Here is a 23,740-nt window from a genome sequence, read left to right as displayed (position 1 = left end):
AGAGCGCGGTCCTACAGTCGGTCGACCAGCCACAGGACGATGAGAACGACCAGAATCACGCCGAGGAACGGCTGAAGTATGCCGAGCAGGCCAGTCAACAGCCCGAGTGCCGTATCGAGTACCTCGAGCACCAACCAGACAACAATGAGGACGAGGACAATCTTCAGCAGGGTGTCCACGTCGAGTTTTGCTCTGTCCATGCTCGACAGGACTCTCTCGCGGGGCAAACCCCTTGTGGCCGTGGGAGGTGGCGAGTCAGGCTCGGGCACGAGCGTGGCATGGGATGTAAGGTCGCTGAGTATCAGTTCACTCAATCGGCAATAAACGATATACCTGCCGAGGGGATAGCCGCGGTAGGATGGGTCGGAGCGCTGGAACGCTAGTAGTCGTCTTCGTCGCGGTAGCACTGCTTGTACCGACAGCGACCGGGGCTGGTTTCGGCAGCCTCGGCCAGCAGTCTGTCGACGCGGACGTAGTTGTGATGACCGCAGACGTGGGCCCCGATGGGACCGCCGACTGGACGGTCGCCTACCGTATCCGATTAGACGACGACAACGCCACGCAGGCCTTTGAGGACCTGCGAGCGGATATCCAGGCAAACCCTGCAGCGTACACGGAGCGCTTCGAGAGTCGGATGCAACGCACTGCTGGGGCCGCGGAGAACGCAACCGGCCGCGAGATGGCCATCGAGAACGTCTCCGTGAGCGCACGCGAGGAGACGTTCGGTCAGACGTACGGCGTCATCACCTACCGGTTCCAGTGGACGAACTTCGCTGGCGTCTCCGACAACCGCCTCGAAATCGGCGACGCGCTCTCTGGGCTGTTTCTGGACAGCGAGACCTCCCTGACTGTCCGCTGGCCGGCAGGCTATCAGGCCGACTCCGTCGCGCCACAGGCCGACGAACGGAAGAACGACTCTGTCACCTGGCGCGGCCAACAGACGTTCGGGGAATCGGAGCCACGAGTGGTTGTCACTTCGGGGGACAGCGCTGGCGGTGACAGTGGGTCGAACGGCCTCCTCGTCGGTGGAATCCTCGCGCTCGTCGGTATCGCCGCCGGGGCGTATGCCCTTCGACGATACGGCATCCTTGGCGGCGGTGAGCCAGCCGAACCTCCGGCGTCGATGGTTGAATCGGATGATTCAGAAGCGGAGGCCGCCGCTGGCACGGACGCCGACGCTGGCGCACCGCCGGCCGAACTCCTGAGCAACGAAGAGCAGGTCCTACAACTCCTCGAATCGAACGGCGGGCGGCTCAAACAACAGCAGGTGGCCGGCGAACTCGACTGGACCGACGCCAAGACGAGTCAGGTCATCGGCGGTCTGCGCGATGAGGACAAAGTCGAGACGTTCCGTATCGGCCGAGAAAACGTGGTGACGTTGCCGGACACTGACGTGACTGGTGGTGACGGCAGCGGGGGCGACGGAACCGACAGCGACGGCGAAACAGAGTAATAAAGGCACCGACCGTTCACCGGAACCTGTCAGTTGGCACGAGCGCAGTATTGCGGTTTTAATTCGGCTTAATCGGCGCTAACCCGGCATCACTGATGTCTGTTTATAGGGTCTTGGGTGGACAAGTAGTGGATATAATGAGACGAACGACTCCGGTAGTGCTGGCGCTGCTGCTCGTGGTGAGCACGCTCGCCGCGGTACCTGCCGCAACGATGGCACAGGAAACGGAAGCGGTGCCTGAACAGGCCGATGAGAACGCGACGGCTCCCGGCGCACAGCTGGCGGGCGTCGTCAGCGTGCAGGAGGCTGAACTGGACGGCGAGGTCCAGTCCCGGACGTTCGGCATCCGCATCGCGCAGGCGAACACCGACGATGCGAAGGCGTCCGTCGTCGCAGAGCAGGTGAGCGACTCCGAGTCCCGACTCGAAGAACTCCAGCAGCGCAAGCAGGCGCTGGAGCAAGCCCGCGAGAACGACTCGATGAGCGAGGGCGAGTACCGGGCGAAGGCCGCACAGCTCCACGCTGAAACGAAGAACGTCCAGCGACTGGCAGACGAGACGAACGAAACCGCCAGCCAGCTCCCTGCCGAAGCGCTGGAGAAGAAGGGCATCGACGCGGCGGCGATCAAAACCCTCTCACAGCGCGCGAGCGAACTAAGCGGTCCGGAAGTCGCCGCTATCGCACAGGGTATCGCCGGGCCGAACGTCGGGCAGCAGGCTCGACCTGACGTTGCCAGCGGCCGCGGCGGCGACGTGGCGAACCGAACCGAGATGGACGACCGTCCGGGGACCGGGCCGGAGCGGACCCCGGCGGGTGAACGGACGAACGATACCGATGCTACGCCAGCCAACGAGACGGCCACCGATGGCGGGGAAACCGAGCAGCCGGGTGGTGGGTCCGACACTACTGACGCTGGCCAATAACGCGAGAGAAGGCGAATACGCTGTTTGTAGTCTGTACCTGCCGATCTGTGTGCCGCCACTGGTCGCTACGAGCGACGTGATGGCTGCTGAGAATATGTGTCTGTTGCCCACACTCACACCACTGTGAACACGGAAGCTATTAGTACCCGAGTCACACAGCAGAAAGTACATGACGCGGACCCCCCTCTCCACGATGCTCGCTGCGGACAGCGAGGGGTCCCTCCGTTTCTCCCCACGACGACGACGACCGGGCCGTTTCTAGGCCCACTACTACTTACTCTTCACTCGACAGGTTCGTTTCGTCGCTAGACGCCGTCGTCGTCGGTTCGATGGGATACTCGATCTGTTGTTCGATCGAGAAACCGACAGGCACACCACGGAACCAATTCAGAACACATCCATGCCAGAAGGAAACGGAACCGTCGCGCTCGCTTTCTCGGGCGGGCTCGACACGACAGTTTGCGTATCGCTGCTGAAAGAAGAGTACGGCTACGACGAAGTCATCGGCGTCACCGTCGACGTCGGCCAGCCCGACTACGAGTTCGAGGAGGCCGAGGAAACAGCCGAAGCGCTGGGCGTCGAACAGCACGTCGTCGACGCAACCGAGGAGTTCGCGGACCTCTGTATGGAGGCCGTCAAGGCAAACGCCGACTATCAGGGCTACCCGCTCGGGACCGCCCTCGCGCGCCCGGTCATCGCCAAAGCCATTCTCTCGGTCGCCGAGGAGCAGGGCTGTTCGGCCGTCGCACACGGCTGTACCGGCAAGGGCAACGACCAGCTCCGCTTCGAGTCCGTCTGGCGCGACTCTGACCTCGATGTCATCGCGCCGGTGCGTGAACTCGGGCTCACCCGCGAGTGGGAAAACGAGTACGCTGCCGAAAAGGGCCTGCCCGTTGAGGGCGGCGACGGCGGCCGCTACTCAATCGATACGAACCTCTGGAGCCGCTCCATCGAGGGCTCCGAACTTGAAGACCCGAGCACCATCCCAGCCGACGACATCTACAAGTGGACCGAGAACCCCTCGGACAAGGACGCCGAACTCGTCGAGGTCGAATTTGAGGAAGGTGTTCCCGTTGCCGTCGATGGCGAGGAACTCGGCGGCGTCGAACTCATTGAACAACTCAACGAGCAGGCGGGGGCCCACGGCATCGGTCGCACGGACATGATGGAGGACCGTATGCTCGGGCTGAAAGTCCGCGAGAACTACGAACACCCCGCAGCGACGGTACTGCTGACGGCCCACGAGGCGCTCGAAGGGCTCGTCCTCACGCAGGAGGAGCGCCAGTTCAAGGCCCAGGTCGATCAAGAGTGGTCACAGAAGGCCTATCAGGGGCTCGTCGACGCACCGCTGACGGGGGCGCTCGAAGCGTTTATCGACGACACTAACGAGCGCGTCACCGGGACCGTTACGGTCAAACTCGAAGGCGGCCACTGCCGCCCGGTCTCGCGCGAATCGGACTACGCCGTCTACAGCGAGTCGGCAGCCTCGTTCAACGAGGAGGATGTCTCCGGCGGTATCACCCAACAGGACGCGACCGGCGTCGCGAAGTACCACGGCTTCCAGTCTCGCCTTGCGAACAAGATTCTGGACGACGCGAAGAAAGGGGCCGCCGTGACGGACGGCAGCGGCGACCACGCCGCGAGCGAGGATACGGAGGAGTAAGCGAATGAGCGACGGCGAGGACCACGAGACGGCAAACGCTGACGACCACGACGAGACGGTCGTCCGCCGCGACCGCTTCGCGGGCGGGCCCGCCCGGTCGTTCCTCTCCTCGCTGTCCGACGACGAGCGCATCTTCGCGGCCGACCTCGCGGTCGACCGCGCCCACGTCGTGATGCTGGCCGAACAGGAGATCATCGACCGCGAGACGGCCGGCGAGGTGCTGGCCGCGCTGGCGGACGTGGAAGACGCGGGCCACGGCGCGCTACCTGACGGCGAAGACGTTCACGAAGCCATCGAGAGCGCGGTCATCGAGCGCGTCGGCCCGGACGGCGGGAAGATGCACACCGCCCGCTCGCGCAACGACGAGGTGGCGGCCTGTATCCGCTACCGCCTGCGCGAAGACATACTGGCCCTCCTCGAGACTGTCATCGGTGCCCGCGAGCAACTCATCGAAGTGGCTCGCGCCGAGCGCGAGACGGTGATGCCCGGCTACACGCATCTTCAGCCCGCCCAGCCGACGACGATCGCCCACTGGGTGCTGTCCTACGAACAGGCGCTCCAGCGCGATACCGCGCGGCTTATGGATGCGTATGAACGGGTCAACCAGAACCCGCTGGGGGCGGCCGCGTTTGCGGGGACGCCCTTCGACGTGGACCGCGAGCGCACGGCGGAATTGCTTGGGTTCGATTCGGTGGCGGAAAACTCGATGGACGCCTCGGCGACGCGCGATTTCCTCGTCGAGACGACCAGCGCCGTCGCCACGCTGGCGACGAATCTGTCGGGGCTGGCCGAAGATATCGTCGTGATGGCGAGCAAGGGTCACGTCGACCTCCACGACGACTACGCCTCGACGTCGTCGATCATGCCCCAGAAAAAGAACCCCGACGCGCTGGAACTGGTCCGTGGACGCACCGGCGACGCCGTCGCCGGGCTGAACGGCTTACTGACAAATCTCAAGGGCCAGCCCCGCGCGTACAACCGTGACCTCCAGCGTGCTGGCCGCCACGCCTGGGACGCAATCGACAGCGTCACCGAGAGCGTGGAAGTCGCCGCTGGCGCGGTCGCGACCGCCGACTGGCCCGCCGAGACGCTCGAAGCCGCGGCCACTGATGGGTTTGCGACGGCGACTGGCGTGGCGGACTTGCTGGCGATGGCCGGTGTGCCGTTCCGCACGGCTCACGAGGTCGTTGCCGAGGCCGCCGCTGGCCTGGGGCCTGCGGAAGATGCACCCGACTACGAGGCGTTGTCGGCCGTCGCCGAGGACGTGCTGGACGAGCCTCTGTCAGCCTACGTCGACCGCGACGCGCTGGCGGACGCACTCGACCCAGCCGAAAGTGTCGCGATGCGGGACTCCCGCGGTGGCCCGGCTCCCGACGCTGTCGTCGAGCAGGTGTCGCTGGCTGAAGACGCCCTCGCCGCCGACAACGAGGCACTGACTGACCGCCGGCAGGCGGTTTCACAGGCGACTGACCGCCGCCAGACGGAGGTGGACCGATATGTCTGAACGACCACCGTCCCCTCGTGGGACAACTATACCACACTTCTGATACACGACTCGGAAACGTGGCGTATTTGGAGCTTTGATACGATTAGAGGGCGGTATGTATCGTTAAACTATTCTGATATGTTCGAAGGCTTTAAGTGGATCCCTGTCACAGGATGAACTACAATGGCAGAATGCATCGAGTGTGGGGCGGACGTGTCCCTGCACGACAACCTCGAAGTCGGAGAGATCGTTGACTGTGCTACCTGCGGTGCCGAGCTGGAAGTCGTCGGCGCCGATCCCGTCGAGCTCGACAGCGCACCCGAGCTCGAAGAGGACTGGGGTGAGTGAGGTGTTCGCGGTGGCGCGGCGCTCGACGCCGTACGTGACCGTGGCGCTCGGCGCTGCGAGCCGCGAACCCACGGAGGACTCAGTATGAAAGTCGGACTCCTCTACTCGCGCATCCGCCGGGACGAGAAGCTGCTCCTGTCGGAACTGCGCGAGCGCGACCACGAGATCGAGAAGATAGACGTTCGCAAACAGCAGTTCAACATCCACGAGGCCCCCGAGGCCTTCGAGGATCTGGACATCGTCGTCGACCGCTGTCTGGCGACCAGCCGCAGCGTGTACGCGACGAAGTTCGCGGAGGCCTACGGCGTGCCCGTGGTCAACGGCCCCGAGGTCGCCGACACCTGCGCGGACAAGGTCAACAACAGCCTCGCGCTAGAGGCCGCGGGCGTACCAACGCCGAACACCGACGTGGCGTTCACGAAGGACGCCGCGCTGGAATCCATCGAGAAGTTCGGCTACCCCTGCGTCCTGAAGCCGGTCGTCGGCTCGTGGGGTCGCCTGATGGCGAAGATCGACTCTCGCTCGGCCGCCGAGGCTATCCTCGAACACAAGGAGACACTCGGCCACTACGAGCACAAGATCTTCTACGTACAGGAGTTCGTCGAAAAACCCGGCCGCGACATGCGCGTGCTGGCTGTCGACGGCGAACCCATTGCGGCGATGGTGCGCTCCTCGGATCACTGGCTCACCAACGCCGCCAAGGGCGCAGAGACCGCCGAGTTCGAACTCGACGACCGCGCGCTGGAACTGGTCGAGAAGGCCTCCGACGCGGTCGGTGGCGGGCTGCTTGGAATCGATCTGATGGAAGTCGGTATCGATGAGGAAAGTGGAGAGTTCGAGGACTACACGGTTCACGAGGTCAACCACACTGTCGAGTTCAAGGCCTTGAACGAGGTCACCGACGTGGACGTGCCCGCGAAGGTCGTCGACTGGCTCGAACAGAAGGCGGCGACGGATGCCGACGCCGAGGTGACAGCATGACGTACACGGCAAGCGTCGTTGGCGGCTCCGGCTTCACGGGCGGTGAACTGCTCCGCCTGCTGGACGGCCACCCCGAGTTCGAACTGGCGCAGGCGACCAGCCGCTCGAAGGAGAACAAAACCATCGGGCACTCGCACCCGAACCTTCGCCACTCGGACCTGCGGTTTTCCTCGCCGTCGGACCTGGAGTCGGTCGACGTGCTGTTCGCCGCGACGCCCCACGGCGTCTCGATGGAGCAGATCGACGCGTTCCAAGAGGCCGCCGGCACGGTCGTCGACCTCTCAGCGGACTTCCGGCTCGATAGCGAGGCCCAGTACGACGAGTGGTACGACGGGCACACGCGCCCGGACCTGCTCGAACAGAGCGAGTACGCGCTGCCGGAACTCAACCGCGACAACCTCGAAGGCGCGGACCTCATCGCCTCCGGCGGCTGTAACGCCACGGCGACGATTCTTGGCCTGCTCCCGCTGTTCGAGGCCGATATCCTCTCCGGCGACGAGCAGATCGTCGTCGACGTGAAGGTCGGCTCCAGCGAGGGCGGGGCCGGCGGCGGCGAGGCCTCGAGCCACCCCGAGCGCTCGGGCGTCGTCCGCCCGTATGCGCCCACGGGCCACCGCCATGAGGCCGAGATTCAGCAGTTCCTCGGCATCGACGTGTCGTTTACCGTCCACGCGGTGGACATGATCCGCGGCGCGAGCGCGACCTGTCACGTCTTCCCCGAGGGGCCTGTTTCGAAAGGCGACCTCTGGGGAGCCTACCGCGGCGAGTACGAGGACGAACCCTTCGTTGAACTCGTCGCCGGCGGCGGTGGCGTCTACCGCTACCCCGAACCGAAGTCGGTCGCGGGGACGAACCGCGCCGAGGTCGGCTTCGAACTCGACCCCGGCAACAAGCGGCTAGTCGTGTTCTCGGCCATCGACAACATGATGAAGGGGTCGGCGGGCCAGGCCGTCCACGCGGCCAACGTCGCCCTCGGCATTGAAGAGACGGCGGGCCTAGAGTTCCAGGGGCTCCACCCCGTCGGCGCACCGTAACCCCTGACCTGAGTTCTTATGACAGTCGTTATCAAAGTCGGTGGCGCTCGCGCGGTCGACCCTGCGGGGGCGCTTGCGGACGTGGCATCGTTAGTGGCCGATGGTGAGCAGGTCGTCGTGGTACACGGCGGCTCCACCAAAGTCGATGAGACGCTCGAACGGCTCGGCGTCGAGCCCGAATACGTCGAGACGCCGTCGGGCGTCGTCGGCCGGTTCACCGACGAGACCACAATGGAGGTGTTCGAAATGGCCTTTGGGCATCTCAACACCCAGCTCGTCGCCGGCCTCCAGAGCGAGGGCGTCGACGCGGTCGGTCTCACCGGCGTCGACGGCAAACTGCTCTACGGACCGCGGAAGTCCGCAGTGCGGGTCGTCGAGGACGGGAAAAAGAAGATTCGCCGCGGCGACCACTCGGGCACGACCAAGCAGGTCAACGGCGACCTGCTTGAGTCGCTGCTTGCGGATGGCTACACGCCCGTTGCGGCACCGCCGATGGCCGGGGACGACGACGGTGAAGTAATTCCCGTCAACACCGACGCCGACCGCTCGGCGGCGGCCATCGCCGGCGAACTCGACGCACAGTTGGTGCTGTTGACTGACGTGGAGGGCGTTTACGCGGACCCCGATGACCCGTCGACGCTCATCGAATCGGTCGAGACGGCAAGCGACTGGGACGCTCTTGAAGACGCTGCAGAGGGATTCATGGGCCGGAAAATCATGGCCGCCGAGGAGGCGCTCGACGGCGGCGCATCGGAGGTCGTGGTGGCCGACGCCAACGCCGAGTCACCGATTCTCTCGGCGCTTGACGGCGGCGGAACCCACGTTCACGCGAGCGCACTCGAACAGGACACAGACCAGACAGCGACGGAGGAACAATGAGCGGATTCGTCTTCAACGAGAAACCTATCCAGATCGAACGTGGCGACGGTGCCTACGTCTACGACGACGACGGCACAGAGTACCTAGACATGGGCGCGTCCTACGCCTGTGTCCCGCTGGGCCACAAGCACCCGGCGGTCCAGAGCGCCGTCAGCGAGCAGCTAGAGAAGATCACGTACGTCCAGGCGTCGTACCCGAACGCCGAACGGACGGCGCTGTACGACCTGCTTGCAAAGACTGCACCGGACCCGATCGACAAGACCTGGCTCTGTAACTCCGGGACCGAGGCCAACGAGGCCGCGCTGAAGTTCGCCCGGTCGGCAACCGGCAACTCCAAGATTGTCGCGACGATGCAGGGCTTTCACGGCCGGACGATGGGCGCGCTGGCGACCACGTGGAAGAACAAGTACAAGAAACCCTACGAGCCGCTCATAGGCGATGTGGAGTTCGTCCCCTACGACGACAGCGAGGCGCTCGACGAGGCTGTCGACGAGGATACCGCCGCGTTCATTGTCGAACCGGTTCAGGGTGAAGGCGGCATCAACCCCACCTCGGACGGCTATCTTGAAGACGCCCGGGAGATCACCGAGGATGCCGGGGCCGCGCTCATCTTCGACGAGGTCCAGACCGGAATGGGCCGGACCGGTGCGCTGTGGAACTCCCAACGTGCTGCCGTTGCGCCGGACATGATAACCGCGGCGAAGGGGCTGGGCAACGGCCTCCCCATCGGCGCGACGCTGTGTCGCGACTGGATCGCTGAGAACTACGGCTCCCACGCCTCGACGTTCTCCGGCGGGCCGGTCATCTCGGCGGCTGCCGGCGCAACGGTCTCGACCATTATCGAGGACTCGGTGCCCGGCAACGCCGCTGTTATCGGCGATTACCTCCTGACTGAACTGGAAGCAGCTATCGGCGACGACGTGCGGGACATCCGCGGCGAGGGGCTGATGATCGGTGTCGAGGTCGGCCGCGGGGCGAACGCGGCGCTGAAAAAGCTCGCGTTGAACCATCAGGTGCTCGCGCTGCCGGCCGGCCGCACGGTTATCCGTCTCCTCCCGCCACTGACCATTGACAAGGACCACGCCGACGCCGTCGTTGACGCGATGGCGGAGGTGGTGGGATGAGCGAAGCCGCGACGCCCGAGGCTGACACCGAGGCACGTGACCTGCTCGAAGCTGTCGTCCGCATCCCGTCTGTCTCGCGGAATGAGACGGAGGCCGCCGAACGGTTAGTCGAGTTCTTCGAGGCCCACGGCCGCGAGGCGTGGCTTGATGAGGTCGGTAACGTCCGCGCGCCCGCTGACGACGGCGTCTTGCTCACTTCCCACATCGACACTGTCCCGGGCGACATCCCGGTTCGCGTCGAGGAGGGCGATGAGGGTGACGTGCTCTGGGGCCGCGGAAGCGTCGACGCGAAGGGGCCGCTATGTGCGATGGCCGTCGCGGCCGTCCGCACCGGGGCCTCCTTCGTCGGCGTCGTCGGCGAGGAGGTCGACTCGAAAGGCGCTCGATTCCTCGTCGAGGACCGCGAGTCGGCACCCGGTGCCGTCATCAACGGCGAACCCTCCGGCTGGGAGGGCATCACGCTGGGATATCGCGGGCTGCTGGCCGGGACATACGTTGCTACCAGCGAGTCCGGCCACTCCTCGCGCCCGGAGAACAACGCCATTCAGGACGCTATCGACTGGTGGTCGTCGGTCGACGACGAGTTCGCCACGGACGAGTGGCACCCCGTCTTCGAGCGCGTCACCTGCAAGCCAGTCGACTTCAAGGGCGGCACGTCGAGCGACGGGCTCTCCGTCGAGGCGACGATGGACGTCCAGCTTCGGGTCCCACCGGAGTACAGCACCGATGAGATCCGCGAAATCGCCGACGGGTTCCTGGAGAACGGCACGGTCAACTGGGACGACAAGGTCGAGCCGGTGATGCAGAGCCCCCGGACCAGCGCTGCTCGGGCGTTCCGGGCCGCGATTCGGCAGGTGGGCGGCGAGCCCACGCTGCTCCGCAAGACCGGCACCAGCGACATGAACGTCTACGCGAAGACGTGGGACTGTCCGATGGTGACATACGGGCCTGGCGACTCGGACCTCGACCACGCACCGAACGAGCACCTCCCGCTCGACGAGTACGACCGCTCCGTCGCGGTGCTCGAAACCGCGACCGAACGCCTGCTGGAGGACTGACATGGACATACTCGACGTCGACGACCTCACGACCGACGAACTGGCGACCGTCCTCGACCGTGCCGCGGCTATCAAGGCCGACCACGGCGAGGGGAGTCAGAGTGACCTGCTCGATCAGCAGACGCTCGGCATGATATTCGAGAAGCCGTCGACCCGAACCAGAGTCTCCTTCGAGACGGGGATGACGCAACTGGGCGGCCACGCCGTGTTCCTCGGTCCCGACGACATCCATCTGGGCCACGGCGAACCGGTGAAAGACACCGCCCGTGCGCTCGGGCGCTACGTCGATTTCATCATGGCCCGCGTGTTTGACCACGCGGACGCCGAGGAACTGGCCAAGTACGCCGAAGTTCCGGTCATCAACGGCCTGACCGACGACGCCCACCCCTGCCAGACGCTCGCCGACCTGCTGACCATCCGCGAGCGGTTCGGCGGTTTCGAGGATGTCTCAGTGGCGTGGGTCGGCGACGGCAACAACGTTTGCCAGTCGTTCGTCATCGGCGCGGCGATGGTTGGCCTCGACCTCACTGTCGCAACGCCGGAGGGCTACGGCATCTCCGACAACGTGGCCGCCCGTGCCGCCGGCTTCGGTAACGCGCCTGAGACGACCCACGACCCAGAAGCCGCCGTGGCTGACGCTGATGTGGTGTACTCAGATGTGTGGGTCAGCATGGGACAGGAGGACCAGCGCGGCCAGAAACTCGAAGACTTCGAGGGCTTCCAGATCACGACGGATCTGCTCGGGGACCGACCATTCATGCACTGCCTCCCCGCCCACCGCGGCGAGGAGGTCACCGACGACGCCATCGAGTCGGAGAACGCCGTCGTGTGGGATCAGGCGGAGAACCGCCTGCACGCTCAGAAGGGGCTGCTCGCGTGGTTAGCTGAGCAGGCGTAGACCGTCCCGAGCGAAGTAGGGGACGGCTTTTCCCCATGCTTTGCGCGAATGTGCGCGTGTAGCGCTCACCAAACCGGGAAAACGTGGTCTAGAGAAACACCGACGAAGCCCGCTTGACGAAGTCGACGGGGTCTGCCCTAAGCTGTTCGACGTATCTGAGTGGGTCAGATTTGACAGCTTCAATAGACATCTGGCCGTTTCTGGCGACGCGGTTCAGATACCCCTGCTGGAGCATCCGGTTTTGCTCCTTGCTGTAGACGGGTTTGCTCGTCTGCATGGCAATCGTCCGCGCCTGAGAGTGTGAGCTCTCGATGAACAGTTTGGCATCCGAGGACTGGTACACCGTGGCCTTGTACTCGCCGTGGTTGCCTGCGGCGACCCGTGTGGCCTTGTCCGGATACTGCATCATCACCAGTTCGTCGTACTCGATTCCGTGTTCGTCAAGCCAGGCGGCAGTCTCGTTGCGGTACTTCTCCAGCCGACAGGTGACGATCTGCCCGATTTCCACCGAGGGAACACAGATCGGATCGACAGTCGAAAGAAACTCCCGGTATTTCGGCCCGTCGTCGTTCTCTTCGGGTGTCGGGTCGCGACAGAGGATACCGTCCAGGTCAACACAGGAGTCCTCGAGGAAGTCGTGGTGCATCATGTTCCACTCGAATACTCTCGGGAACGCCAAGGTCTGGGCATACGTATCGACGAACTGTTCGGAGCCCTCGTCCACGTACACAGCGCCGTAGTACACGTCCGCGGACAGATCGAACCCGTCGATTGTCGACTGCGCGCCGGTCATTTCGCTTCCGGTATAGACGGTGTCGTCGACGACTAGTATCTTCGAGAACTTCGAGAGGTCGAACTCGCCGTCGTATCGTTCCCCCGTCTGTAGGAGTCTCCCCTCCCGTAACCCGTCGATATCCGTCATCGGGAGATTGAGATGCAGTGAGAGTAAGTTCGACACTAACATTCCGCTTCTGGGTATTCCGACGATCAGATCCAAGTCGTCCGGTAGATCGACGATCCATTCCTGCGTATCCGAACTGAGATGGTCGAAACTCCTGTAATTCATTGGTTTCTAGGATCGGGAAGTAGTAGCGTCCTCATCGCAACTTGGGCACTACGAGGAGAAATACGCTTACTTCTTTTTAACTGACACCAGTTGGCGAGTTTTAACTCTTTTGATTTGTAACTCAAAAAGAGAGTAAAACGAGCGTAACTATCCTTTCCGACAGCCATGATTCCGTCTTAGAGCAATTCTCCACCTGAAACAGTGCCCTTTTCGATACGGTTGACAATGGTTCTCACAGTATTAGTTGTTGCTAGAATCTTACTAGCTGTGCGTTCAAACTGAAACAGTACTCAGTTTGATATATGTCAACTGGCCACAGGGATATGGTTCCCGAGCTATCGCCGACGGCTCGGAATCGGATGGACGCGGTCAGGGCCGGTGCCATAGCGGTGAGGTTGAGGTAACGGCCCAGTTTATCGGGATTGGAATAATACAAATGGGTATGTCTGTCAACCCGTCTCCGAACCAGTTCCACGAGCTGATGGTCGACGACGAACCGAATCTCTCAGATGTGATGGCTTCCGTCTTCGGCGTTCAGGAACACGAGGTACGGACGTATCAGACATTACTTGAGACACCTGCAAGTACTGTCGAAGAACTCGCTGACGAACTCGGCCGGGACCGCTCGAACGTCAACCGGTCGCTGTCAACGCTCCGCGAGAAGGGGCTCGCGACGCGGAAACGGCGGTTGCTTGACGGCGGCGGCCACGTCTACCAGTACACTGCGACACCGTTGTCGGAGGCCCGCGAACTGATGCACGAGACCCTCGACGAGTGGACTGCCGCGGTCCATCACCGTATCGACGAATTCGACGCTAGCCCCAGCGAGTGATAGCCGCCGCACCGTGAGCGCCGACGATATGGCCGACAACCGTCCGACTTTTGCCCACTGGGGGCATGGTCCCGACAATGGCTGACCTGCAACTCACCGACGATGTGCCGCCGGTTGCCGATGACGGCGTCTGGCTGGCCTGTATCGAGTGTGGTGAGACGTTCGCTCCCTTCGACGCGATTCGCTACACGTGCGACGACTGTGATGGCCTGCTCGAGGTCCGCTACGACGACTTGCCGACCTTCGACGAGTTCGAGGGCTCGGGGGTCTGGCGGTACAACGCCGCCCTGCCCTTCGAGGAGGGCGTCACGCTCCCAGAGGGTGATACCCCGCTGCACGAGATGCCTCGCCTGAAAGACGACATCGGTGTCGACGCGCTCCGCGTGAAACACGAGGGGATGAACCCCACCGGCTCGTTCAAGGACCGCGGCATGACCGTCGGTGTCCGGGTCGCTCAGGAAGTCGGCGTCGACCGACTGGCCTGTGCCTCGACGGGCAACACGTCCGCGGCGCTTGCAGCCTACGGCGCTCGCGGCGGAATGGAGACGCTCGTTCTCCTGCCCGCCGGGAAGGTCGCGGCTGGCAAAATCGCACAGGCAAGCCTCCACCGGGCCCGGATTCTGGAGGTTGACGGCAACTTCGACCAGTGTCTCGACATCGTGCAGGACCTCGCCGCCCGCGGCGAGGCCTACCTGCTGAACTCGCTGAACCCTTTCCGTCTGGAGGGCCAGAAGACTATCGGGCTGGAGATCATGGAGGAGTTCTACGCCGACAACGGCGAGTATCCGGACCGCATCGTCCTGCCGGTCGGCAACGCTGGCAACACCGCGGCGCTGTACAAGTGCTTCCGCGAACTCGTCAAGGCCGGCGCGATAACCGAGGAGCAGGTGCCCAAACTCACCGGTGTGCAGGCCGAGGGAGCCGCTCCGATGGTCGAGGCCATCGAGAACGGATACGAGGACACCCGCCGCTGGGAGAAAGTCGAGACCCGCGCGACCGCCATCCGCATCGGCAATCCGGTCAACGCGCCGAAGGCGCTGCCGGGCATCCGGGAGACCGGCGGCACTGCCGTCGCCGTCTCGGACGAGGAAATTACCGAAGCACAGCGCGACATCGCCGGGGAAGGCGTCGGCGTCGAACCGGCCTCTGCCGCTTCCGTCGCCGGCCTCCGGAAACTCCGGCGCGAGGGCGAGGTCGACAGCGACGAGTCGGTCGTCTGCCTGACCACAGGCCACCTGCTCAAAGACCCCGAAGCGGCCGCCGAGGCCGGGAACGAGCCGGAGCCGGTCGCTAACAGCACCGAGGCCGTGCTGGACCTCATCGAAGAACCGTCGTCAGTCACTCAGACGGTTCGGCGACAGGTGTCGAAGGTTGCCGACGCGCCGCTGGTCCCGACGCTGGTCGCCGGCAGTCTTGGCGTTGCGTATCTCTACCGCAAATTCCGCTCGAAAAAATAATCTGAGCGAACGGGCCGCCAACAACGAGGCTCTGCTCGACTTTCTGGTCGAAAACTGACTGTGCTGGCTCTTTGCTCAGTATTTTCCGTCTTCTACCCAGTAGAAATATCCATCTCCCCCGGGAACAGCTAACCAATGGACGCACAGACGCGGGGCGCGTCGGGAGTGCCGTGCCGGAACACTGCTGTCGAGACGCCGCTTGCGCTGGGGACGCCACCGGCCGGGGGAGTGCTGTGACGGGCGTCTACGAGCGGGCGCTGGGCGAGGCCGCGGCTGACCTCCACCCAAAGGTCCGTGACCGGTACAGCCTCGCTCCGGACGACGGGACGGTCTGTGTCGGCCGTGGCGAGATGGATATTACCCGTGGAACGCTGGTCCTGCCGGCGCTGTACGCGATGACGACCCAGAATATGCTGTTCCCCGAAGCCGGCGAGGACGTGCCGTTCTCGGTGACGACGGTCGCCTATACGACGGACGGTGGTCACGAGGCCATGACGACCCGCCGCGCCTTCGAATTCGGCGACACCACCCGGCTGTTCGACTCGCTGACCGTCTGGGACGCCGAGGCCGAGCGATTGCTCGATTTTCTGGGAACACACGGCCGGATCGCCAGCGAACTCCACCCGCGGGTCGAGGATGGGGCCCTCGTGGTCGCCGGCGGACGCCAGTGGGCTCGTCTGGGAGACCGCTACGTTCCCCTGCCGGGGCCGCTGGCCGCCGACGTTGAGGTGCGCGACCGCTACAACGCGGACGACGAACGCTACCACGTCACTGCGACCGTCGAGAACGACCTCGTGGGACACATGCTCGGCTACCGTGGAACGTTCACGCAGGACCAGACTGCCAGCGACGGGACGCCCGATGACTTTCGAATCGTCCGTGGACTCGACCGACTCCCGCCGCGATGAGCGACCGCGCCGCTGAGTCCCGGAAGCCAGCACTCGACAGCGTCGCCCAGCCGTCTCTCGGCGGCCTCGCCGTGGCAGACCTGAGTGCAGTGTTTGGCGCAGTGGTCTGGCTGGTGATGACGGCTACCGGCGAACTGGACGCTATCGAACGGGCGCTCGCGCTCGCGCCGCTCGTGCTGGTCCCGCTCGCCCTCCGAACTGCAGTGACTGGGGCGTTCGAGGCGCTTGCCAGTCGGTTCACGACCGCTGCCATCTGGCTCCAGCCGGTCGGCGCGCTCCTGCTCGCGGTCTCGCTGATCGTCCCGTCACCAGCACCGCTGGCTGCCGTGCTCGCAACGCCGTGGCTGGCTGTCACCGGCCTCCTCGGACTCGCGGCGCTTGCACGGACTCGGATTCGGGGCGGTCTGGTGCTCCCGGAGACCGCTATCGACGCTGGCTTCGCCTACGTCTCAGTGGGTGCGGTCGCGCTCCTGCTGGCCCATCTCGACCTGACGCTCTGGTTCGACCGCGTCATCATCCGACTGACGGCAGTCCACTTCCACTATGCTGGGTTCGTCCTTCCGTTCGCAACAGGACTGACTGGCCGACATCTCGGTGACCACTCGCCGGGATTCCGAACCGTTGTCGGTGTCATCCTCGTCGGGCCGGCACTCATCGCGGCCGGAATCGCCTTCTCGCCGCTGGTGGAGGTCGTCGCAGTGAGTCTCTTTACCGTCGCTGTCGCGGCCTTCGGCATTGTCGTCCTGCGCCGCGTCGTCTCGACCTGTCCCCGACCACAGGGGCTCGCGCTCGGCATCGCGGCAGTCGCACTTCCCGTTTCAATGGCGCTCGCGCTCGGCTACGGTGTCTCGACGTTCACCGGCCAATCACTGGGGTTGACGATTTCGACGATGGTTGCGCTCCACGGCTCGCTCAACGCCTTCGGGTTCGGGCTGTGTGCGACGCTCGGCTGGCGGCTTTCGATCCCCTGACGGTGGTCAGTGTTCTGCTCGCTCCGGTTCTAACCGGTAGCGCGTCGTCTCCTGTCCGTCGAACCGGGGACCGTTTCCGGTGGAGGTGAACCCGACCGCCTCGACAGCGGTCTGGACTTGCGATTCGTTCTCCGGGAGCAGTAGTTCGACCGTCATGTGTTCCCGGCGCGCGAACTCGATCGGGTCGGTCAGGAGTTCCTCGCAGGCGTCGCTTGACCCGGCCAGTTGTGTCACGTGGACGGTCCCACGTTCGGCGTCGAAGCTCACGAACCCGACAATGCTGTCGTCTTCCTCGGCCACGCGGACGGTCCGGTCGTGGACGAGGTTTCGCATCACGTCCGGCGGCCCGTCAGCGAGGGCGGCCAGTCGCTCGGCGTCATCCTCAATAGCGTCGCGGATATGCATACATGTGCGTGGGAACCCCACGCAAATAAACGGTGTGTCGGACGCGCCGGACCGCGTCCGCCTTCGCGGCAGTAGGGCTTCACACGACGGAATCTCCGGTCGCTGTCAACAGTGAGATGCAGTCACAGATGAACACAGTTATCCCGAGCGACGGATAACGCGAGGGCAATGGTTCACGTACACACGGACACGGTGGTAGCATGCGCGTAGTCGCCAAATTCGGTGGGACGAGCCTCGGTAGCGGCGACCGAATCAACCGGGCCGCAGACTCGATTGCCGCTGCCGTCCAGCAGGGCCACGAAGTCGCTATCGTCGCCTCTGCGATGGGCAACACAACCGACGAACTGCTCGACGAGATCAACTACGACGCAGACTCCGCGGACCGCGCGGAGATCGTCTCCATGGGTGAACGGACCTCCGTCCGAATGCTCAAAGGGGCACTCGCTGCCCGCGGCATCGAGGCTGTTTTCCTCGAACCCGGCAGCGAGGACTGGCCGATCATCACTGACGAGTACGGCGAGGTCGACGTTGAGGAGACACAGAAGCGCGCCCACGCGCTGGCCGGCCAGCTCAAGGACGTCGTCCCGGTCATTACCGGCTTCCTCGCGGAGGACTACCAGGGCAACGTGACGACGCTCGGTCGTGGTGGCTCCGACACGAGCGCCGTGATGATGGGCGACTACATGGACGCCGACGAAGTCGTCATCGTCACCGACGTCGAGGGCGTCATGACCGGGGACCCACGCGTCGTCGAAGGCGCTCGGAACGTCGGCAAAATCTCTGTGGATGAACTCCGCTCACTGTCGTTCCGCGGGGCCGAGGTGGTCGCGCCGTCGGCGCTGTCCTACAAGAGCGATGACCTCGGCGTTCGCGTCGTCCACTACCAGCACGGCGACTTACTCGCCGGTGGCACGTCCATCGAGGGTGAGTTCCAGAACCTTATCGACCTGCAGGAACAGCCTATCGCCTGCGTGACCGTCGCCGGCCGCGCTATCCGTAACAGCCCGGGCATTCTCGCGGACCTGTCGGGCGCTATCGCTGACGAGGAGATCAACATCGAGGCCAACTCCTCGGGGATGGATTCGCTGACGTTCTACGTCGACGAAGACGACGCCGAGGAGGCCGAAGCACTGCTGCACGCCCGTATCGTTGACGACGAGACGCTCTCGTCGGTCACCGTCGAGGACGAGATCGCCGTCATCCGCGTCACCGGCGGCGACCCGAGCCAGTCGGCGCTCGCCCATCAGGTCGTTGCACCGCTGGCCGACGCCCATATCCATCTCTACGACGTGATTACGTCCGCGACGTCGGTTTCCGTGTTTGTCCCGTGGGAGGACCGCGAACAAGCCCTCTCGCTCGTGCAGGACGTGTTCTGAGCGCTGGGTTCTTTTTAATCGGTTGAGGAGGCCTGCTCGAACCGGCTCGCGGGAAGCAGGAGTTCGCTGACTTCGGGGAGGTGTTTCAGGTTGTAGACTATTTTCGCGTCGTCAGACACCGGTGCGGCGATACACGACAGGCGAATCCCCTTCTCTGTGAGTTCAGGCGGCAGGATGTGGCTCGCCGGCGAGGGCATCTCGCCGTCGACGACTGCCACCGCGCAGTTTGTACACGCGCCGCCGCGGCAGGCAAACGGCCACGCAAAGCCGTTCTTTTCGGCCGCTTCCAGCAACGTGTCGTTCGGGTCGACGTAGAACCGCCCGAAATCAGTCGACCGCAGGTTCGCGTCGGCGGCTTTCGCGAACAGGTCCTCGTCTTCGAGCGTCCAGCCGTGGTCCTCCAGCACCTCGAAGTTGAGAAACTCCACCATCGGGTCGTCCGGTTCCGGCGGGGCCTCTTCAGCCTCGGGTTCGGGTTCCGATGTTTCATCGGGAAGTGGGTCCCCAGGATCGTATCCGTTCTGCAGTCGCTCGTAGGCCGTCTTGACTGTCTGGAACTCAGCCGCTGACCCGCCCTGATCAGGGTGTGCTTCTTTCACCCGCTCGCGGTACGCGTCGACGATCTCCCCGTCGTCGGCGTCCGGCGCGATTCCGAGGACCTCGAATGGGGATTCCACGCCACACAGTAGCGGTCACGGACATAAATTCTCTCGTCCCGCTGCAGTATCTGCAGGCTGCCGGCGACGGACGCCGTGCCGTTCCTGTGGCTACCGGCCCTGCGTCAGTCGGAAGCCGATTTGCCGCGGCAGGTCAGCGTCGGTAACCGCGTCGATGACCGCACTCGTATCGTAGGCCACACGGTGCTCCTCGATAGTCATCTCTGCAAGGTCGAGCACGGCGTAGGCGGCCCGGTGGTCCTTGTCGCGGGGCTGGCCCACGCTGCCGGGGTTCATTACGATACCGTCCTCGTACACCTCGTGGTGCTGATGGTGCGTGTGACCCATTACGAGCACGTCCTCGTCGCCTAGCAGGTCCGGGCCGAACTCCTCGGGGTATGTGTAGTGGTCCGGGTCGTCGGGGTGGCCGTGGACGAGTTTCACTCGATTGTCACTGACGCGGCGCTCGTCGGGCAGCGCCGCCAGCCATTCGATCTGCTCGTCGGACAACTGTTCTGTGGCGTGTTCGACGCCGGCCTGCGCCATCCCGTTGAACGCGAACGGCGTCTCGGCAGCGACGGCTCTGTCGTGGTTGCCCATCACCGTTGGCACTTCTTCGGTCGGCCAGGGAACGTCCGCAGGGAGCGCGTCGGTGTGTCCGCGCATCGCGTCGACACAGTCGGCGTGCCAGGGGTTGTAGCCGACTACGTCGCCCGCACAGACCAGCCCATCAACTGGCGGCATATCCGCAAGCACCGCCGCGAGCGCCACCCGATTGCCATGGATGTCAGAGAGGATACCGAGTTTCATTACTAGTGTCTACCCCCTGTGGGGTCTTGAGTGTCAGTCCTGGCTCAGTATTTGTGTCCGCCGTGCGTTCGCGGTCATCCGCTCACTCGCCGTTGTACACTGCCACGTCGAACTCGCTTGCCGACCCCGCGACGCCGGCCGAACAGACGGCGTGCTCGTACTCGTGGTCGTACACTTCGCGGGCTACCTCGCCGGCGTCGGTCGCGGCCAGATCGAACGCTGTTGGACTGTTCTCCTCGTATGTCGCCACCAGCGTCGGCTCGGTGACTTCCTCGACGAGCAGCGCGTCCCGACGGACAGTCCCGATAACTGCGCCCGGCCCGTCGGCGTTCGTCGTCGGGTCCGCCGCGTCGACGCCGACGATACCGGCGACCCGCGGCGTATCGTAGTCATCCTTCTCGAAGTCGAGCGAGAGGAGCGGCTCCGCGATGGCGTCCCGTGCCGGATAGCCAAGTTCGAGCTTTTCGGCGATGGGGTCGACGTGGGAGCCGTTGCCGACGACTGCGCCGTGCTCGGTGACCCGGACCCCGTTGTAGGAGATGTATGGGTTGTCCGTCTCTGGCGCGTCTGGCGTTGGCTCGACGGTCACTGTCCCGTCGCGCTGGACTGCCTGGCGGTTGGGGAACGAGCGCGAGGAGACGCGGTACGCGCCGACCTCGGGACTGACGACGACGAATCGTCCAACGTACATACGAGAGTGTGCACAGCACCCCGAAAAAGCGCTGTCGATGTTCGTTCGTGGTGTCACAGTAGCCGTTCGCTTAGACCATTTTGTGACCGCCGAAAAAGGTAATTTGAAATACAATTCTATGACAAATTGACATCGTGACAAGCGAAGAGGACTGTGTTCGAGCCCTCCGCAGTGCCGCTGTGGTACTAGGTGAGTCGCCGACGAAAGCGCAGTACGAGGAGCTTGGCGTGACGCCGGCATCTGGCACGATTCAGCGGGTGATGGATAGCTGGAACGGTGCGAAGAAGGCTGCCGGATTAGAGACCAATCATCCTCGTGGTTCTCGACTCGGTACGAAACCTGCCGACGTTTCGCTCCCCAATGGTTCTTCGTGGGCTGACCTTTCTCAGGACCAGCGATGGCACTACAAAAACGCTGACCGGAATCAACAACGAACCCTGAACCGGCGGGCAAAACACCGGGCATGGGTGTATGAGTACAAACGAGATAGTGACGGCTGCTGTCGCTGTGGAGAGGCTGATCCAGCGTGTCTTGACTTTCACCATCGCGACGATACAGACAAAGAGATGACTATCTCCAAGATGATCACATACGGCTTCTCGAAGTCGAAGCTCCGCGCTGAGATGGACAAGTGTGACATCCTCTGTGCTAACTGCCATAGAAAAGAACATCATGAGGTTCCGACTGGGGTTCGACCGACAACAGCCGGGCAGGTGGATGGCGATGAGTGACATAGCCGCTTGACTCCGCAACACTGAAATACGGCAGCCGGATACTGAATATTGTAATCAGTCCATTGGGGTAGAGGCCAATCCTGAAGCCTTCTGGGGGCTTCGACCCTGGTTCGAATCCAGGATGGACTATTTTTGTCGCGAGCTCACTCACGAGCCATGAGATTGTAGCTACGAACTCGAACCCTGCCAGTCGCGCACAGCGAAGCGAGTCTTCCTCTGGCTCGAACCCATGCGGAACAGGTGTGACACGGGTCTGGCAAGCACCGGCTTGCCCCTTGCTACTTGTAGCTACCTCCCAGAGAAAACATATGACACCGACACACGTCCTTGTCCCGCTGGACGGCTCACCGCTGGCTGATGAGGCGCTGACGTACGCGCTGGAGACGTTCGACTGCCGGATTACGGTCCTGAACGTCGTTGCGCCGCTCGATACGGGGATGAGCGAAGGCGGCTTACTCGAACCAGATGCGGAGCGCCAAGCGGCCGCCGACGAGCGGGCAACGGAACTCGTCGACCGGGCATCACAGCTGGCCAGCGAGGCCGGCCAACAGGTCGAGACGGCCGTCGAGACCGGTGACCCGGCCGAAACGATTCTGGACTACGTCGAGGAGGCTGACGTGGATCAGGTGGTGATGGGTGGCCACGGCGGGACGCGAAACGAGATTGCCCGGCGGCTGCTGGGGACCGTTGCGACGGCGGTCGTCAGCGAAGCGCCGGTGACGGTGACGGTCGTCCGGTAACGCGTGGCTGGCCGCCCCTACCCTTCTCAGACCTGGCTCCCGAGGATCGCTTCCAGCACCTGATACACGCCGAAGCCGATTACGACGCTAGTGGCGAGCGTGATGAGCCAGAACCCGACAGTCACACCTATTTTCCGGCGAGAGACGCCGGCGGAGCCGCCGGCCAGGCCGCCGCCGATGACGCCGGAAATAATGATGTTGTTAAACGAGATGGGAATACCCAGCGCGATGGCAGCCTGCGCGATGATGAAGCCGGGGACCAGCGCCGCGATGGAGCGGCGGACGCCGAGTTGCGCGTACTCGCGGGAGGTCGCCTGTAACAGGCGGGGCGCGCCCATCCACGCACCGCCGAGGATACCCACTGCGCCGAGCGCCAGCAACACGACTCCGGGCAGGCCGAGTTCTGCGCGGTAAAGGTTCTCCAGTGGCCCGGTCGCGAGGCCGACCTGACTACCGCCGCTAGAGAAGGCAACGACGCTGCCGAGAACGACGAGAAAGGTCTTGATGCCCTTGTCGACGGAGGCCTGGGTCTGCCGGCGGATGTAGTAAAAGCTCCCGGCGGCGACTAGTAGCGTCGCGGCGACGGCGGCGATATCCGTTCCAGCGACCATTGCAGCAAAGCCGGCCAGCGAGCCCTGTTCGGTGCCAGCGGGCGACGGGATGATGCTCAACTGGACATTGGCGACGATACCCCCGACGACGCCGGCGAGCAGCGGGACACCGACCGTTTCGGGGATGTCGTCCCGGCGCAACACTGTCGCGGTGAGGTAGGCCAAGCTCCCCGACACAGGTGGGACGAGCAGCCAGAATATGGCGATGCGACGGTAAGTGTCGAACACCGGCTGCCCGCCGAGCGAGAGGCCGACGCCGACCATCGCGCCCGTCGTCGCGAACGCCGCCGGAACGGGGTAGCCCGAGTAGATTCCAAACGCCATGAACCCCGTCGCGGTCAACAGTCCGGCAACGGCTGCGAGCGATGTGATCGTGGCACCGTCGATGAGGCCGGCGCCGACCGTTTCCGAAATGCTCCCGCCCTGGGTCAGTGCCCCCATCGCGGCGAGGATGCCGATCAGGAAGGCAGCACGCATCGTCGAGATGGCGTTCGCACCGATAGCCGGCGCGAACGGCGGTGAGTTGCTGTTCGCACCGAGTGTCCAGGCCGTCACCAGCCCGGTGATCGTCGCGAGGGCGACTAGCGCCCAGAAGACGACGGGGGTCACCGCGTGCCGGGCCCCGTTGGGGCCTGC

At 64.1% G+C, this 23,740-nt stretch carries 25 protein-coding genes; 18 read left to right on the top strand and 7 right to left on the bottom strand.

Annotation, left to right across the window (positions count from 1 at the left end):
• Positions 1 to 11: 11 nt before the first annotated feature.
• Positions 12 to 200, bottom strand: coding sequence for a hypothetical protein (locus tag RBH20_RS14955; RefSeq protein ID WP_005536815.1), 189 nt, complete (start codon positions 198 to 200; stop codon positions 12 to 14).
• A 158-nt stretch (positions 201 to 358) separates the two neighbouring features.
• On the opposite strand from RBH20_RS14955, the gene RBH20_RS14950 reads away from it, so the two are divergent.
• The 11 genes from RBH20_RS14950 to argF all read left to right on the top strand — a co-directional run bounded on the left by RBH20_RS14950 (position 359) and on the right by argF (position 11,847).
• On the top strand, positions 359 to 1,453 hold the full coding sequence (locus RBH20_RS14950; protein WP_306709978.1) for a hypothetical protein: 1,095 nt from the start codon (positions 359 to 361) through the stop codon (positions 1,451 to 1,453).
• A 137-nt stretch (positions 1,454 to 1,590) separates the two neighbouring features.
• Positions 1,591 to 2,376 carry a hypothetical protein gene (locus RBH20_RS14945; RefSeq protein ID WP_306709976.1) on the top strand — a complete coding sequence of 262 codons (786 nt, stop codon included), beginning with the start codon at positions 1,591 to 1,593 and terminating at the stop codon, positions 2,374 to 2,376.
• A 400-nt stretch (positions 2,377 to 2,776) separates the two neighbouring features.
• Entirely contained in the window at positions 2,777 to 4,039 is a 1,263-nt protein-coding gene (locus tag RBH20_RS14940; protein ID WP_306709974.1) for an argininosuccinate synthase, read from the top strand.
• Between the two features lie 4 nt (positions 4,040 to 4,043).
• Positions 4,044 to 5,543, top strand: coding sequence for an argininosuccinate lyase (gene argH, locus RBH20_RS14935; protein WP_306709972.1), 1,500 nt, complete (start codon positions 4,044 to 4,046; stop codon positions 5,541 to 5,543).
• Between the two features lie 165 nt (positions 5,544 to 5,708).
• Entirely contained in the window at positions 5,709 to 5,873 is a 165-nt protein-coding gene (lysW, locus tag RBH20_RS14930) for a lysine biosynthesis protein LysW (RefSeq protein ID WP_004959888.1), read from the top strand.
• An 84-nt stretch (positions 5,874 to 5,957) separates the two neighbouring features.
• A complete protein-coding gene (gene lysX / locus RBH20_RS14925) occupies positions 5,958 to 6,854 on the top strand; it encodes a lysine biosynthesis protein LysX (protein ID WP_306709968.1) in 897 nt (298 codons plus the stop codon).
• Complete coding sequence (gene argC / locus RBH20_RS14920) at positions 6,851 to 7,888, top strand: N-acetyl-gamma-glutamyl-phosphate reductase (RefSeq protein ID WP_306709966.1); 1,038 nt, start codon at positions 6,851 to 6,853, stop codon at positions 7,886 to 7,888. Before lysX ends, argC begins: the two co-directional genes overlap by 4 nt.
• Before the next feature lie 18 nt (positions 7,889 to 7,906).
• A complete protein-coding gene (locus RBH20_RS14915) occupies positions 7,907 to 8,767 on the top strand; it encodes an acetylglutamate/acetylaminoadipate kinase (protein WP_306709964.1) in 861 nt (286 codons plus the stop codon).
• A complete protein-coding gene (locus RBH20_RS14910) occupies positions 8,764 to 9,891 on the top strand; it encodes an aspartate aminotransferase family protein (RefSeq protein WP_306709962.1) in 1,128 nt (375 codons plus the stop codon). Before RBH20_RS14915 ends, RBH20_RS14910 begins: the two co-directional genes overlap by 4 nt.
• A complete protein-coding gene (locus tag RBH20_RS14905) occupies positions 9,888 to 10,949 on the top strand; it encodes a [LysW]-lysine hydrolase (protein ID WP_306709960.1) in 1,062 nt (353 codons plus the stop codon). Before RBH20_RS14910 ends, RBH20_RS14905 begins: the two co-directional genes overlap by 4 nt.
• Position 10,950: 1 nt before the next feature.
• Positions 10,951 to 11,847 (top strand): ornithine carbamoyltransferase, encoded by an 897-nt coding sequence (argF, locus tag RBH20_RS14900; protein ID WP_306709958.1) that lies wholly within the window; start codon positions 10,951 to 10,953, stop codon positions 11,845 to 11,847.
• Positions 11,848 to 11,935: 88 nt separating this feature from the next.
• Here argF and RBH20_RS14895 read toward each other — a convergent pair whose 3' ends face one another.
• Positions 11,936 to 12,913 (bottom strand): orotate phosphoribosyltransferase, encoded by a 978-nt coding sequence (locus RBH20_RS14895; protein ID WP_373567962.1) that lies wholly within the window; start codon positions 12,911 to 12,913, stop codon positions 11,936 to 11,938.
• Between the two features lie 442 nt (positions 12,914 to 13,355).
• Between RBH20_RS14895 and RBH20_RS14890 the strand changes: the two genes are divergently transcribed.
• The 4 genes from RBH20_RS14890 (at position 13,356) to RBH20_RS14875 (ending at position 17,081) form a co-directional block, all read left to right on the top strand.
• Positions 13,356 to 13,745, top strand: a complete 390-nt coding sequence (locus tag RBH20_RS14890; RefSeq protein ID WP_306709953.1) for a helix-turn-helix domain-containing protein — start codon at positions 13,356 to 13,358, stop codon at positions 13,743 to 13,745.
• A 65-nt stretch (positions 13,746 to 13,810) separates the two neighbouring features.
• Positions 13,811 to 15,202: a threonine synthase gene (gene thrC, locus RBH20_RS14885; RefSeq protein ID WP_306709952.1), complete on the top strand. Its 1,392-nt coding sequence runs from the start codon at positions 13,811 to 13,813 to the stop codon at positions 15,200 to 15,202.
• A gap of 233 nt (positions 15,203 to 15,435) precedes the next feature.
• The gene (locus RBH20_RS14880) at positions 15,436 to 16,110 is read left to right on the top strand and encodes a DUF4166 domain-containing protein (RefSeq protein WP_306709950.1); all 675 of its coding nucleotides are present in this window, start codon (positions 15,436 to 15,438) and stop codon (positions 16,108 to 16,110) included.
• Positions 16,107 to 17,081 (top strand): YndJ family protein, encoded by a 975-nt coding sequence (locus RBH20_RS14875; RefSeq protein WP_306709948.1) that lies wholly within the window; start codon positions 16,107 to 16,109, stop codon positions 17,079 to 17,081. Before RBH20_RS14880 ends, RBH20_RS14875 begins: the two co-directional genes overlap by 4 nt.
• A gap of 6 nt (positions 17,082 to 17,087) precedes the next feature.
• Here RBH20_RS14875 and RBH20_RS14870 read toward each other — a convergent pair whose 3' ends face one another.
• Positions 17,088 to 17,486 (bottom strand): hypothetical protein, encoded by a 399-nt coding sequence (locus tag RBH20_RS14870; RefSeq protein WP_306709947.1) that lies wholly within the window; start codon positions 17,484 to 17,486, stop codon positions 17,088 to 17,090.
• A 200-nt stretch (positions 17,487 to 17,686) separates the two neighbouring features.
• Between RBH20_RS14870 and RBH20_RS14865 the strand changes: the two genes are divergently transcribed.
• Positions 17,687 to 18,862, top strand: a complete 1,176-nt coding sequence (locus RBH20_RS14865) for an aspartate kinase (RefSeq protein ID WP_306709946.1) — start codon at positions 17,687 to 17,689, stop codon at positions 18,860 to 18,862.
• A 14-nt stretch (positions 18,863 to 18,876) separates the two neighbouring features.
• On the opposite strand, the gene fer is transcribed toward RBH20_RS14865, so the two are convergent.
• From fer to RBH20_RS14850, 3 genes are all read right to left on the bottom strand, one after another.
• Positions 18,877 to 19,539 (bottom strand): ferredoxin Fer, encoded by a 663-nt coding sequence (gene fer, locus RBH20_RS14860; protein WP_306709944.1) that lies wholly within the window; start codon positions 19,537 to 19,539, stop codon positions 18,877 to 18,879.
• 90 nt (positions 19,540 to 19,629) lie between these two features.
• Positions 19,630 to 20,328, bottom strand: a complete 699-nt coding sequence (locus RBH20_RS14855) for a metallophosphoesterase (protein WP_306709942.1) — start codon at positions 20,326 to 20,328, stop codon at positions 19,630 to 19,632.
• Between the two features lie 82 nt (positions 20,329 to 20,410).
• Entirely contained in the window at positions 20,411 to 21,019 is a 609-nt protein-coding gene (locus tag RBH20_RS14850; protein ID WP_306709940.1) for an IMP cyclohydrolase, read from the bottom strand.
• Between the two features lie 134 nt (positions 21,020 to 21,153).
• On the opposite strand from RBH20_RS14850, the gene RBH20_RS14845 reads away from it, so the two are divergent.
• Together RBH20_RS14845 and RBH20_RS14840 are read left to right on the top strand one after the other, a co-directional pair.
• A complete protein-coding gene (locus tag RBH20_RS14845) occupies positions 21,154 to 21,750 on the top strand; it encodes a homing endonuclease associated repeat-containing protein (protein ID WP_306709938.1) in 597 nt (198 codons plus the stop codon).
• Between the two features lie 311 nt (positions 21,751 to 22,061).
• Positions 22,062 to 22,493: a universal stress protein gene (locus RBH20_RS14840; RefSeq protein WP_306709936.1), complete on the top strand. Its 432-nt coding sequence runs from the start codon at positions 22,062 to 22,064 to the stop codon at positions 22,491 to 22,493.
• A gap of 26 nt (positions 22,494 to 22,519) precedes the next feature.
• Here RBH20_RS14840 and RBH20_RS14835 read toward each other — a convergent pair whose 3' ends face one another.
• Positions 22,520 to 23,713 carry an inorganic phosphate transporter gene (locus RBH20_RS14835; RefSeq protein WP_306709935.1) on the bottom strand — a complete coding sequence of 398 codons (1,194 nt, stop codon included), beginning with the start codon at positions 23,711 to 23,713 and terminating at the stop codon, positions 22,520 to 22,522.
• Positions 23,714 to 23,740: the final 27 nt, after the last annotated feature.

It is taken from the genome of Haloarcula sp. H-GB4 (assembly GCF_030848575.1).
Lineage (GTDB): Archaea > Halobacteriota > Halobacteria > Halobacteriales > Haloarculaceae > Haloarcula.
The sequence above is the reverse complement of the archived record's forward strand: the minus strand, read 5'-3'. Positions and strand labels throughout refer to the sequence as shown.